This is a genomic window from Actinoalloteichus caeruleus DSM 43889 (assembly GCF_000429185.2).
Classification (GTDB): Bacteria; Actinomycetota; Actinomycetes; order Mycobacteriales; family Pseudonocardiaceae; genus Actinoalloteichus_B; species Actinoalloteichus_B caeruleus.
In genome coordinates this window covers 528803-542029 of sequence record NZ_AUBJ02000001.1, presented here as the reverse complement: position 1 = coordinate 542029, position 13227 = coordinate 528803, and the positions used below count along the sequence as shown (strand labels likewise).

Sequence of the window (13227 nt, the reverse complement as noted above, 5' to 3'; positions counted from 1 at the left end):
CTCGCCGGGGTGCGCCTGCTGGCGGACGAACCGCTCGCCGCCGGTCAACGGTGGATCTTCTCAGCCGGTTTCAACGTCGCCGACGGGCCGGGCGGCCTGGGCCGGGTCGACACCGAACTGGCGGACCTGGCTCGGCTGAGCGGGGCCGGCGCCCGGGTCGCCCTGCTGACCCACCAGGGCCGGCACGCGGACGGCAGCGCCCGGCACCTCGGTGACCTCGCCACCTACCTGGGCGGCCGGTTGGGCTGCCCGGTGCGGTACCTGCCCTGGTCGACCGGCCCCGAGGCGCGGGCGGCGGCCGCGGCGCTCCGGGACGGGGAGATCGCGCTCTTCGGCAACACGCGGCTGCACGCCGGCGAGGAGCGGAACGACCCGGACCTGGCCGTGGAGTTCGCCGCGCTCGGGGAGCGGGTGGCGATGGGTGGGTTCTCCAAGGCGCACCGCCGCCACGCCTCCACCACCGGCCTCCTCGGTCTGCTGCCCGGCTGGGCCGCCGACAGCCTGGTCCGGGAGCTCACGCTGCTCGGACCGTGGGCTGGCCGCGATCCCACCCGGTTCTCGGTGGCCGTCGTGGGCGGGCGCAAGCAGGAGAAGGTGGAGGTCGGCCTCCGCCGGCTGGGCAGCGCCTACGACCTGGTCATCCCCGGCGGGGCCGTGCTGAACTGCCTGCTGGCCGCGCGGGGCCACCCGGTGGCCGAGTCGGTGCTCGGCGACTCCCCCGCCCGTGCTGTGGAGGTCGCCGCCGAGGTGTTGGCGGCGGCCGCCCCCGACGCTCTGCACCTGCCCGAGGAGGTCGCGGTGGCCCGGCCCGACGGTTCCGGGGGGTACGGCGAAGCCCGCTGGCTGCGGCTCGACCCGCGCCGCCCGGACGACGGCGTGCCCCCGGGGTACGCCGTCGTCGACTTCACGGTGCTGCCCTGGGCGCTCGCCGCCCTGGACCGGCTCGTGGGGGGCGGGGGCGCGCGGTGGTCGCGGGTCCCCCCAGCGCCTACCGGGCCGGGCACCGGCGGGCCAGCGACCAGGTGTTGACCCGGCTCGCCGGAGCTCGGGACGACGTGGTGCTGCTGGGCGGGGACACGGTGGCCGAGCTCCCCTGGTCCGGGCCGACGTCGACGGGCGGCGGCTCGGCGCTGCGGTACCTGGCCGAGGGCGGTTGCGCGGTGCTCGACGCGCTGCGGGACGACGACGACGGGAGATGAGATGCTGACCTTCGACCACCTGGTGCCGACCTCCGTGGCCTTCGGCAGGGGCCGGTTGGCCGAACTGGGGGAGATCACTTCGGCGCACGGCCGCCAGGCCCTGCTGGTGTGCGGCCGGACGGCCATGCGCCGACACGGGGTGCTGGACCGCGCCCTGCACAGCCTCACCTCGGCCGGGGTGTCGGTGGTGCTGTTCGACGGGGTCTCCCCCAACCCCCTGGCGGCGGAGGTGGACGCGGCGGCGCGGCTGGCCAGGCGGGAGAAGTGCGAGGTGGTCGTCGGTCTCGGTGGGGGCAGCGCGTTGGACGCGGCGAAGGCCGCGGCGGTCACCGTCCCGCACACCTCGGTCCGCCCGCTGATCGGGTCGGTGCTGCCCAGGACCCCGGGGAGCCTGCCCGTGGTGGCGGTCCCCACGACCGCCGGCAGCGGTTCCGAGGTGACCAAGGGCGCGATCATCACCGACGAGGCCGTCTCCTTCCGGTCGGGTGTCCGGGGCGACGACCTCTTCCCCGTCTCCGCGATCGTCGACCCCGACCTCCTCGTCAGCGCCCCCACCGCCGTCGTGGCCGACTCCGGGTTCGACGCCCTCGCCCACGCGGTGGAGAGCTACGTCGCCCGCCGGGCCAACCCGATCAGTGACCGGTTCGCCGAGGCGGCGGTGGAGCTGATCACCGAACACCTGCCGAGGGCGGTGGCCGGTGACACCGGCCCGGAGGTGCGGGAGGGGCTCGCGTTGGCCTCGCTGCTCGGCGGGTGCAACGTCGCCACGGCGAGCACCTGCCTGCCGCACCGGCTGCAACAGGGCATGGGGGCGGTGCCCCGGGTGGACATCTCGCACGGCCGAGGACTGGCCTGCGTGTACCCGGCCTGGATGGAACGCGCCTATTCGCACGCCCCGGAACGGTTCGACCGGTTGGCCCGGTTCGTGGCGGCGGATTCGGTTCCCGACGCCGTCGGCGAACTCACCAGGAGAATCGGTATCTCGTCCCGGCTCACCGACCACGGATTCCGGAAATCCGATCTGGACTCCCTCGTCTCGGGGGTTTCGGGAAACCTGGCCAACGATCCGATCGACCGGCCCGACGCCACCCTGGTCGAGGAACTCTACGCCGCGTCGCTGTAGTCGGGCTCCACGAACATTGAGCGATTCTCCAACACCTCACCGCACCAATTGACCGCGTCCGCCCCGCCGGGGAACGCTGCGACGGTGAGCTCCGGGAATTCCCTCGTGGACGCGCTGGCCTGGTCGGCCGGCGGGGACGTACCGCGTCCCACCCTCGATGACGTCGACACGACCGCCTTCGCCCATGCGCTGCACGCGCACCGGCTCGACGCCCGGTTCCTGCATCGGGTGCGGGTCGAGTCGGTGCGCGTGCCACCGGACCTGGTCTCGGCGCTCACCGACCGGCTGGCCGGGATCCGGGCCGCGATGGACCGGCGGGCCGCGTTGGCGACGGTCCTCGACGAGGCCACCGCGGGCCGGGACCGCTCCCGCTCGATGGTCCCCCTCAAGGGGTTCACCCTGCTCGCGTTGACCGGCGAGGAACGCGCGGTGCGCCACAGCGGCGACCTCGACGTCGTCGTCGCCGACCCGGCCGGCTTCGTCACCTCGGCCGACCGGTTCGGCCTGGTGCCGAAGGGCCCTCGGGAGATCCTCGACGAGTACGCGCGACTGGTCGCTCCGGAACACGGCATGGTCGAGGTGCACTCCTACTACCCGGTGCCCAGGTGGCGCACCAGGACGACGCCGGAGGACTGCGACCCGCGAGCCCACCCCGGTCAGTGGGTGCACCACGAGACGTTGGGGGAACACCGGATCCTGCACGGCGACCTGGTCGACCACCTGGTGGAGGGCACCGGGATGCCGGGTGCGCCCCGCGTGCTGCGCCCGGAGGCGGCGGTGGTGGTGCAGGCGTGCCACCTCTACGGCGACTACATCCGCGCGGTCCTCCCGGTGCCGCTGGGCACCGTGCGCCTCGACGAGATCGCCGCCGTCGCCGACATGTGCGCGCTCCCAGGGTTCGACGTAGCCGTGTTCGCCGAGCTGGTCACGCGGTTCGGCGCCGAGGACGTGGTGTCCTTCGTCCGCGCGCTCTCCGTCGACCTGCTGGGCCGGGACCCGGTGCCCCCGGGCTGCTCCCTGCCCGCGCCCTCGGACCGGTTCTTCCCCGTGGACCTGTGGTGGGACGGTGTGGAGGGGTTCCTCGTCGACCCCGGTTGGCGGCCGGCTGAGCTCGTCGTCCGCACCCGGGAGCACGAGGAGGTGCTGGCGGCGATCGGGGGCTCCACCGTCGCCGTGCCGTGCTCCTCGGAGCCGACGAGGATCAGCGTGGGCGCCGGGACGTCCACCGACCTGGACCGCAGCGTGTTCCGCCCTGGCCGGACCGGGCCCTTCGACGTCGTCGGTGAGCTGTCGGCCGACGACGGGGCGCTGTCGGTGGTGCTGTCCACCCCCGCCGCGGCCGACGGCCACATGACCGCGTTGTCGCTGAACTTCGGCGACCACCGCTTCGAGTTCTTCCACACCGCCGCGACCGGTGAGCTCCGGTTCGACGACTACTCGCTGACCTCCCCGGCGGACACCGAACCGGTCGGCCGCTCGGCGGAGCGCACCGGTGGCCGGGACGTGCTGCGGGTGCGGATCCCGTGGCGGCGGTTGGGCGGCTGTCCGGGGCCGGGCCGGGGGATGGTCCTGCTGGCGGGGATCCGCCGGCAACGCCTCGGGTGGGCCGAGACGGACGGCGCCGCGATCCTCCCGCTGCGGCTGGACGTCGGACCGGCCTGATGCGCGGGACCCGCGTCGGGCGCGCGCTGCCGGCGGCGGTGGGGATCGGGCTGCTCGCCAACGCGACCTTCACCGGCCTGGTGAGCGTCGCCCTCCCCCTGTTCCTGGCCGACCGTGGAGCGGGCAAGGGCGAGATCGCGTTGTTCTTCGTGCTCAACGCCCTGGCCGCCGCCGTGCTGAACCTGACCGTCGGCCGGGTGCTGCGCCGCGGTTCCTCCCGGTGGGCGGTGGCGGGCAGCGCCGGGGTCTCCGCCCTGGGCCTGGTCGCGCTGGCGGTGACCGCCGAGACGGCGGCCCGCTACCCGGCGGGCATGGCCGTGATGGCGATGAGCCTGGTGTACCCGCAGTACGTGGCGATGGCGCACCACTACTCGTCGCGTTCGGTGGCGCGGACGGTCAGCTCCCTGCGCATCCGGTACGTCGCCGGGTACGTCGCCGGCCTCGGGGTGTTCGCGGTGGCCGCCGAGGCGGAACGGGTCACCACCAGCCCGCTGCTGGGGCCGGTGGGGGTGGCGGTCGGCCTGGCGTTGCTCAACGTGGCCGTCGCCTGGCTCCCGCTGTCCGGACGGCCGGCTCCCGAGCGGCAGGCGGACCAGGTCGGTCCGGCGGCGGCCGGGGCCCGGTGGCGTCCCTCCCGGGCGCTGGTGGTGACGGCGGCGATCGCGGTGTTGTCGCTGCGGGCCGCCGACAGCCTGCGGGGCGTGTACCTGCCGTTGTACGCCAACGACGCGGGGATCGGTTCCAGCGGGGTGTCCGCGCTGTTCGCGGTGACCGCCGTCGTGGAGTTCGCGGTCCTCGTGCCGATCGCCGCCGCCAGCGACCGGTTCGGCAGCAGACCCGCGCTGGTCGTGGTCTCGCTCGTCGGGCTCGCGTCGTTCCTCATGATCGTCGTCGACGCCGGCTACCCCGTCCTGGTCCTGTCCCAGGTGGTCTACGCGGTGTTCGCGGCCGGCTTCCAGAGCATCGGTCTGGTGATCCTGGGGGAGGCGCTGGCGTCGGGCATGGGCGGCGGGGCCGCGCTCTACACCGCGCTGGTGCAGGTCGGTTCCACCGTCGGCATCCTCGCACCGCTGGTGGTCCCGGGGTACAGCCCCGCCGTGTTCCTGATCGCCGTGGGCTTCTGCGCGCTGGCGACGGTGCTCCTGCTGGTGGGCCGCCGACCCACCGCCTCCTCCGATGGCGCGGACCCCCTGGCGCGGACGACGGAGGACAGCCCGATGCGGACTCGGCGACGCGGTCCCCCGGCCGCGGACGGGGGCGGCCCGCCGCGCCGGCCCGCCACCCGGCGGACCCGGGATGACGCGCCACCCGGGCCCCGGTGTCCCCGACATCCACTGCTGGTCCTCGGAGCCCGGGGGGCGGATGCGGCAGCCGGTCCGCTCCTGCCCAGCCGACGGCTGGCGACCGGAGGGCGCGACGCCGTCGGTCGCCCCACCCGGCTGGTCCGGCGGTGCCACGGGGACCGTGCCGCGCGGGCGTGCGGTCGGCGACGAACGGCACCGGTTCGCCGGGCGGTCCTCCTCGGCGACGACGGGGACATGGCCGCACCGGCCACTCTGGACGGCCGAGCCCGGGCTGGCTCGGAGCCCGGTCCAGGCTCGTGCGAGATTGGCGCCGCCGGGAACGGGGATCGGGGCGAGGGCGCGACGAGGACCGCGCGCCACCTCGGCCCTCCCCAGGACCCGCGCCCCGCATCCCCGACCGACCAGGGAGAACCCATGACCACGACCGGCCCGTCCGCCGAACGCCCCTCCACCCGGCCCGCCCCGCCCGACGACCAGGTCCACCCCCCGCGCGACGGTGAGCCCTCGGCGCTGGTCCCGTGGCTGCGGCGGCGGGCCGAACTCCTGATCGCGCTCAGCGAGGGCTGGTCCGACGCGGACCTGCGGGCCCCGAGCGCGCTCCCCGGGTGGTCACGGGCCCACGTCCTGGTCCACCTCGGCCAGCTCACCTCGGCGATGGGACGGCAGGCCGAGCACGCGCTGCGCGACGAACTCGTCGACGTCTACGACGGGGGTCGTCCGGGCAGGGACGCCGCGATCGAGGCGGCCGCACGAGGAACCGACCGGGAGGTGCGGGACACGCTGGCGACCGGCCTGCGGCGGCTGCTGGCGGCCTGGGACCGGGTGTCCCCCCAGGACTGGGCCCGGCCGGTCCGCTACCGGGACGGGGACCTCGCCGGAACCGCCCTCGCCGTGTGGCGTGAGGTGGAGATCCACCTCGTGGACCTCGACTGCGGGTACCGGACGAGCGAGTGGCCGCCCGCGTTCACCGACCACCTGGTGGAGTTCATGACCTGGCGGCTCCCCGAGGGCGTCGCGGTGCGACTGGTGCCCTCGGACGGCGGGCGGACCTGGTCGTACGGCGATGGGGACCCGGTCACCGTGACGGGGACCGCCACCGATCTGGCCGCCTGGCTGGCGGGTCGGGACGCGCCCTCGCTGCGCGCCGACCGCCCGGAGGGGCCACCCACGCTCACCCCCTGGAACTGACGGCAGGAGAAACGATGATCATCGCGGTTGTGGGAAGCGACGGCGCGGGGAAGTCGACGGTGACCTCGTTGGCGGTCGACCGGCTCGTCGAGGCGGGTGAACCCGCGCAGCTCGTCGAACGGTGGCGCATCGTCGACAACCCCGACTACCCGGCCACCCGGTTCCTCCGGCCGCCGGTGTCCGACCTGCGGCTGTGCGTCGCCGAGATGCCCAATCCGCCCCGGTTCCTGTTCCTGATGTGGTCGATCGGCATGGCCCTGCTCGGCGAACGGAGCCAGCCCCCGGCCGGCGACGAGGCCGTCGACGAGGCCGTCGGTGTGCTGGACGGTTACTGGATGAAGCACGCCGCCAGCGAGATCGTCTACGGCATGGACCGGGGCTGGGTGGAGTCGGTCGTCGCCGGGCTGCCCGTGCCGGACCTCGTGCTCTACCTCCGGTTGGAGCCCGAGGCCGCGTGGCGGCGGAAGGAACACGACCTGGTGCCCTACGAGTGCGGCATGGACCCCGACTGCGGGCGGGACAACTTCCTGCGCCACCAGGGCGCGATCCTGTCGCTGCTGGACGAGTGGTCGGCCCGTCACGGATGGGTCGAGGTGGACGCCACCCTGCCGTTGGACACCGTGGTGGACCGCGTGGTCACGGCGGTGCGGTCGGCTCGCGCGACGGGTTCGGCGAAGGCGGTGGACGCGGTCCGTTGAGGTCGCCCCGCTCGGGTGGGGTGCCGTCGCCCGTGGGCGGTGCCCCACCAATCCGCCTTCCCGGGGCTGTCGTCGGATCCTTCGAGAAGCCCTTCCCCACCGGGTGATGGCCAGGGCCGGCCCGGCCCCTCGCCGTCGGGGGTGCCTCCGCTTCGCGCGCCGCGTCGGCACCGGCGTCGCACCCGTCCCGGGAGGACACGCGTCCGCGCCCGGTGATCACCTGACGGGACGGCTCAACCGGTGGTGTCGGCGACGATCCGGGTGTGCGGCACGTCGGGCCACCTGCCGCGCCCTTCGAGCAGGAACCGCAGGTCCGGCGCCGTCGGATCTCCTCGAAGCACGAAGCACTCGGCGCCGTCGCGGGCGTGGTCGAGGAGCGCCGTCAGCTTGCCCCCCATCGATCCGCTGGTGTCGTGCGCCGCCGCCGGCCAGATCCGCCGGAACGCCTCGGCCGAGGACCCCGGCGTGATCTCCGGGATCACCTCCTGGCTGCCGGGACCGCCAGCCAGCACTCCCGGGACGTCGGTGAGCACGGCGACCCGCGTCCGACCCGGCGTGCCACGCACGGCCACGGCCGGGACGTGGTCGCTGCCGAACACCCGCAGCGCACCGTCGGCGCAGAGCACGCTGTCACCGGCCAGCACCGGGAGGATGCCGTGGTCGAGCAGGCGTCGCACGGTCCCGAAGCTGACCTCCGGCCCCCGGGGGCCGAGCACGCAGATGGCGGCGACCTGGACGGGGAAGCACCGCGAGCCGAGGTCCCGCAACGCCCGCACCCACGACCACTTGACGTCGAAGGTCGCACGGGTGAGGGGCAACGGGGCGAGGGGGTCGTCGGCGTCGAGGTGCCGCACGGCCCCGTGCCCGATGGATCCGCCGCCCACGACGAGGACCACGCGCCCGGGGGCGGCGGCGTGCAGGTCCGCGATCTGCGCCGCGTACCCCGCCAGGGCGTCGTGGTCCAGGTGGTCGCGCCGGGCCTTCTCCGAGACCAGGCTCCCGCCCACCTTCACCACCAGCAGGTCGACCACGTCATCCACCACGGCCTCCTCAGTCCTCCGCCCGTCCGGCGGTCGCCGGTGCCGGCGACCTACCCGTCAACCGCAGGCCGGACGGTTCCTCCGTGACGCGGACGGGGCTCAGGTCCTCGACCCAGGCGGCCAGTTCCGGTCGCGACCGGGCGAGTTCCCAGCCGACGCCGACGCACCTCATCCCGGCCGCCGTCGCGGCGTCCCACCCGACGGGGGCGTCCTCGAGGACGACGCAGCGGGTGGGTTCCACACCCAGTCGCTCGGCGGCCAGCAGGTATCCCTCCGGGTCGGGTTTGCCCTTCGCGACCTGCTCGGCGGTCACCACCACGGGTGGGCGGGACAGGCCCGCGGCGGCGAGTCGCGCGGACGCGATCGAGGCCGCCCCTGAGGTGACCACCGCCCACCGCAGGGGTGGCAGCAGCCCGATGAGCGCCGAGGCGCCGGGGATGGCGGTGACCTGGTCCATGACCTCGAAGTCCAGTTCGGCGATGCGGTCGACCTCCGGGTCCACGTCCAGGTGGGGGGCGGCCAAGCGGACCAGGTCCTCGTCACGGCGGCCGTGGGCCAACGACGCGATGGCGTCGGGGTCCAGCCCGCGCTCGACGGCCCAGCGCCGCATCGCGACGTCGATCGCGCGCGCCGAATTCACCAGGACACCGTCAAGGTCGAACAGAATGGCATCGACACCGGTCATTTCCCAGATTCGGTGCGTCACGATTCCTCCTCCTGGGGCGGTTCAACCGGCGATCGCCCCACCATAGGTCGGCCGGCACCGGGAAAGGGCAGCCGAAGGCGAAGGTTAGAGCTTCTGTTAACGTTGTTTGACAGCGGAACACCGAGTACCCGTAGGTTGTGCTCCCACCCCCAGGAAACAGGTATTTCGGGAGCATCGGAAATGGTCGACCTCGGCGCGAGCCCGGTTTTCGTCATCCCGCACCACGCCCGGTCCGACGAGTCCTGGGAGTATCTGGAACGCACCGTCGCCAGCCTGTTCACGCAGAGCGACCGCGACTGGCGAGCGGTCATCGTGGACGACGCCTCCCCGGACCCGGACGTGGGGCGGCGGTTGGAGGCGGTTCGGGCGGGGGATCCGGAGCGCCTCGTCGTGCTCCGCGCGGAGACGACCGGCGGGCCGGGGGCGGCCCGCAACCGGGGCGTGTCCTGGGCGGCGGCAAGGGGAGCCCCGTTCGTGTTGTTCCTCGACGCCGACGACCTCGCCCACCCGCACCGGCTCCGCAGGACCCGCCGCGTCTTCGCCGAGCGGCCCACCGTCGACTTCGTGTACTCGGGTTTCACCGTCATCGACGAGCACGGCCGACCGGTCCCCGAGGAGCGGGTCACCCCGTCGATCCGGGAGATCCTCGACTCGCACCGCGAGGGGCCGCCGGAGGGACCGGACGCCTGGATCAGGATCGGCACCGAACTCGGCTACACGAGCCTGACCTCCACCGTCTCGACGCGGATCGACCTGGCGACGCGGTGCCCGTTCCCCGCCACCCACGTCGCCGAGGACGACCACACGTGGCTGCGCATGTCCGCGTCCGGGACGGGTTTCGCGTTCCTCCGGGACACCGAGGCGGGGTACCGGGTGCCGTCGACGACGGCGGGCTCGGCGACACGGGCGGCGGTGGGCGCGGCGTTCTACTGGGCTTCGGCGCAGGTGACGGCGGACGGGTTCACCAGAGCGCTGGCCACGGCCCTGGCCAGGGGCCGGGTGGACGAGGTCGAGGCGGCGGCGCTGCTGTCGCGGTTCCACGACAGGCTGGCCGAGACGATGGCCGGCGAGGGGTGCGCCGACCTCGCGGCGGTCAGTCGGGCGCTCGCGCACTGCGGAGGAGCGGTCCTCCCCGCCTGAGGCGGGGGTGGAGCCCGACCGGCCGCCCCCTCGCGGCCGGTCGGGTCCCGCTCAGTACCGCCGGCTTCGGCCGGCGGCTCCTCGGGGGAGCAGGCCGTGTTCGTAGGCGGCGGCGACGAGGGCGGTGCGGTTGGGGGCGTCGAAGCGGGCCATCAACCGCCCGAGGTGGTAACTGACCGCCTGGCGGCTGTAGTGCAGCGCCTTCGCGGTCTCCACCGTGGAGAACCCTCGGGCGACCATCGCGAGGATGCGCAGCTCCAGGCCGTCGACCTCGCGGAGTTCCGGCCGGCGCGGGGCTGGCGCCGGCGGGTGCGCCCGACCACCGAGGATGGCCCACATGACGTCGTGGATGGCGACCACCACTCGGCTGCAGATCTCGGTGACGAACCGCCGGGGGACTCCCCCGCCCCGGTGGATGAGCCGCCCCGCTCCTCGGGCGGCGACACGGCGACTGACGTCGGCGAGTTCTCCCCGGGGCACCCCGGCCTCGACCAGCCCGTCCGAGGTGATCTCGATGCGGCGGAGCACCCCGGGCGGGATGGGCCGCCCTCGGAGGACGAATTCGCGCAGGGGTGGCAGGACCTCCGAGACCACTGCCCCGACCTCGGTTCCCCACCTCTCCCGGTCGCTCGTCCGGAGGTACCTGGCGAGCAGGTCCCGGATTTCGACGGTGAATTCGGTTTTCGGACTCAAGCCCTCAAGAACAGCAACCCTACCGTCAGGAAGAACCACGGTCACCACTTTCCCCCTCGCCCCGGTCAGCACCAATGCGGTCGTCGAACGAATCCCGCCTCCCAGCAACGTCGCCGGGTCCGCATGGCCAGTCACGTCAACACCCTGACCGCAGAACGCCGAACCGGTTCCAGAGGACGGCTCACCCAGGGGTGAACCACGCATCGCGAGGGTCCTGAATGTGCTGGAAGTCCGCTGGTCGCCACCTCCGATCCGTGCCGCCACACGGCCGCCCGAGCGTAAGTGGGAGCGCTCCCAAACGTCAAGATTAGATATGCGCTAAATTTATTGTTTCATCTGGACAAATGATGGGTGCCAATTTTCGCACTCCGACGCGCGGATCGGCGGTTCCCCACCGCCGGCACCGCTGGCTCACGCTCCTCGGCCGGTGGTCGAACGAACGGACCACCCCGGCGTGGCCCCGATGGCGTCGAAGGTTGACCACAACGGCCCATCCGCGCTCTCCACAGCCCTACCGCCGTCCGGCCCCCGCCCGCTCGCCCCGCCACCGGCCGGCGTGGGCCGTTCGGCGGAGCCGTCCGCATGAGGGCTGCGTCACATGGCGGACGGGAACCAGCCACCGAACTCCACACCACCACCTCGCCGCGCCCTGGCCCCCGGTCCCGAGCCGTTCCACGCCCACACGCCCCGCCGGGGACGCCGGGCGGCGGATGACACCGCCCCCGCTCCGCGCCGTGGTGCCGCGATCCACCATCGCCCCCACCGAGGCGCCCAGCGGGCCCGCGTCGACGGTGCGCGGGCGAGATCCCGGGGCTTCTGGCGAATCCGCGCGGCGCCGATCACCTCCCGAGGCGGCGGCCGGGTGGCATGGCGGCCGGCGGAGGGGTTCCGGTTGGCGGCGGTTCCCGGTGGCGGGCGGCAGGACCGGACCCGGCCAGGTCCACCCGACCCCGACCCCACCCGCCATCCGTGCCTCGATCCGGCAGGGCGACACCCAGGCCGCCCTGGCGCGACCGGGGCCGGTGCGGGGCCCGCTCCACGGCGCCGGAAGCGGTGCGCCCCGGGGGCCGATCCGCCGCCCCCGGTACGACGCGACTCCGCGCCACCCGAGCGGAGCACCGCTCGCCGGTCCGGCTCAGCCCAACCGCATCCGCCGCCGCACCGCGTCCCCGACGACCGTGCCCCGCCGGCCGAGGTCGAGGGGGAGGTCGAAGTGGTCGCGCCCGGGCACCACGACGTCGGTGACCTCGGTGCCCACGGCGCGGGCGCGGTCGACGAACTCCCGGTGTTGCCGGCCGAACTCCTCCGTCTCGTTCCGACCGAGGGCGACGAGGAGGGGCGGGAGCGGCGAGCGGAGGGCCAGGAGCGGGCTGTGCGCGGCCGCGGCCGCCGCGTCCAGGCCCAGGGCGTCGTTGACGTAGGTGTGGCGCAACGGCTCCAGCTCGTACACGCCACTGAGGAGGGTGGCGCTGGCGACGTCCCGCGAGGGGTCGAGACCGTCGCGCCGCCAGCCCTCGACGTCGAGCAGGGCGCTGGCCACCAGGTGCGCCCCGGCCGAGGTCCCGCTCAGGTGGACCTCCGAGGGGGTCCCCGGGAGCTCGGACCGGTGCTGGCAGAGGCGACGGATGCCGAGGCTGACCGAGGCGACGATCTCGGCGAGGTCGTGGGCCGGGGCGAGCCCGTATCCGAGTGCCACGAAGGCGGCGCCCGCCGGGACGAGGTCGAGGGCGGGGAAGGCCGAGTCGTGCCGGCTGAGTTCCTGCCAGTACCCGCCGTGGACGAACACGTGCAGCGGCGCGCCCGCCCTGGATGCGGGGAAGTAGTCGAAGGCCTGTTCGGGGTCGGTCCCGTAGCTGAGGTCGCGGTGGACCACCAGGTCCCGGCGGGCCTCGTCGCTGCGGCGGGCGTAGTCGGCGAGGTAGGGCCCGATGTCGTCCACCCGGGAGCTCGGCGAGTACTGCCGAGCCAACTCGTCCCGGTCGTAGTCCCGCCAGTCCACGGCCATCGCGGTCCCCTTCCCGTCACCTTCCGGGGCTGGCACCGCACCGGTCGTCCCGGTGGTCGGCGCCGAACAAGCACGTCGGCCTCCATCATGCTCCGGCCCCGCCCGCCCCACGGGTCCCCAGGTTCGCCGGGTTCGCCGGGTTCGCCGGGTTCGCCGGGTTCGCCGGGGGCACGGTCCCCTTCCCGGGACGCGGCGGCACACCGACACGCCGGCTCCCCGGCGGGCCCGGACTACCCGGCGGTGCCGCACGGGAGCGGGCCGCTCCCACCGGCCTCGCCCCACACCCTGGCCACGAGGCCGACGTCCGGACGGGGACACGCGTCGCCCCTGGGAGCCGGTGCGGTGGACGGCGATGGCCCGCCCGGCGGGGGCCGTGGAAGCGCGGAACCGCTCTCCCCCGGCTCCGCCACCGGCCGGCCACTCGGGTGCTGTCGTCCTGCCGATCGCCGATCACACCGCCGGGCCGGCA

The 13227-nt window shown here is 74.4% G+C and carries 11 protein-coding genes; 7 read left to right on the top strand and 4 right to left on the bottom strand.

The window, feature by feature from the left end; translation table 11 throughout:
• Positions 1–9 precede the first annotated feature (9 nt).
• The 6 genes from pgk to G443_RS02170 all read left to right on the top strand — a co-directional run bounded on the left by pgk (position 10) and on the right by G443_RS02170 (position 7174).
• Complete coding sequence (gene pgk, locus G443_RS02195) at positions 10–1029, top strand: phosphoglycerate kinase (protein ID WP_253860097.1); 1020 nt, start codon at positions 10–12, stop codon at positions 1027–1029.
• The gene (locus tag G443_RS02190; RefSeq protein WP_253860096.1) at positions 1026–1199 is read left to right on the top strand and encodes a hypothetical protein; all 174 of its coding nucleotides are present in this window, start codon (positions 1026–1028) and stop codon (positions 1197–1199) included. Before pgk ends, G443_RS02190 begins: the two co-directional genes overlap by 4 nt.
• A gap of 1 nt (position 1200) precedes the next feature.
• The gene (locus G443_RS02185) at positions 1201–2322 is read left to right on the top strand and encodes an iron-containing alcohol dehydrogenase (RefSeq protein ID WP_026420647.1); all 1122 of its coding nucleotides are present in this window, start codon (positions 1201–1203) and stop codon (positions 2320–2322) included.
• Positions 2323–2406: 84 nt separating this feature from the next.
• The gene (locus G443_RS02180) at positions 2407–3984 is read left to right on the top strand and encodes a nucleotidyltransferase family protein (protein WP_162147342.1); all 1578 of its coding nucleotides are present in this window, start codon (positions 2407–2409) and stop codon (positions 3982–3984) included.
• Positions 3984–6476, top strand: coding sequence for an MFS transporter (locus tag G443_RS02175; RefSeq protein WP_253860095.1), 2493 nt, complete (start codon positions 3984–3986; stop codon positions 6474–6476). The genes G443_RS02180 and G443_RS02175 overlap by 1 nt, the downstream gene beginning before the upstream one ends.
• Before the next feature lie 14 nt (positions 6477–6490).
• On the top strand, positions 6491–7174 hold the full coding sequence (locus G443_RS02170; protein ID WP_026420649.1) for a nucleoside/nucleotide kinase family protein: 684 nt from the start codon (positions 6491–6493) through the stop codon (positions 7172–7174).
• Positions 7175–7407: 233 nt separating this feature from the next.
• On the opposite strand, the gene G443_RS02165 is transcribed toward G443_RS02170, so the two are convergent.
• Both G443_RS02165 and G443_RS02160 read right to left on the bottom strand, forming a co-directional pair.
• On the bottom strand, positions 7408–8214 hold the full coding sequence (locus tag G443_RS02165) for an amino acid kinase family protein (RefSeq protein ID WP_026420650.1): 807 nt from the start codon (positions 8212–8214) through the stop codon (positions 7408–7410).
• Between the two features lie 10 nt (positions 8215–8224).
• A complete protein-coding gene (locus G443_RS02160) occupies positions 8225–8920 on the bottom strand; it encodes an HAD-IA family hydrolase (protein WP_245588979.1) in 696 nt (231 codons plus the stop codon).
• Positions 8921–9100: 180 nt separating this feature from the next.
• Between G443_RS02160 and G443_RS02155 the strand changes: the two genes are divergently transcribed.
• On the top strand, positions 9101–10060 hold the full coding sequence (locus G443_RS02155) for a glycosyltransferase family A protein (protein WP_051314393.1): 960 nt from the start codon (positions 9101–9103) through the stop codon (positions 10058–10060).
• 51 nt (positions 10061–10111) lie between these two features.
• Here the strand turns inward: G443_RS02155 and G443_RS02150 are convergent, their stop codons facing one another.
• Positions 10112–10753, bottom strand: coding sequence for a helix-turn-helix transcriptional regulator (locus G443_RS02150; protein WP_051314394.1), 642 nt, complete (start codon positions 10751–10753; stop codon positions 10112–10114).
• Positions 10754–11888: 1135 nt separating this feature from the next.
• A complete protein-coding gene (locus G443_RS02145; protein WP_245588980.1) occupies positions 11889–12794 on the bottom strand; it encodes an alpha/beta hydrolase in 906 nt (301 codons plus the stop codon).
• Between the last annotated feature and the right edge of the window lie 433 nt (positions 12795–13227).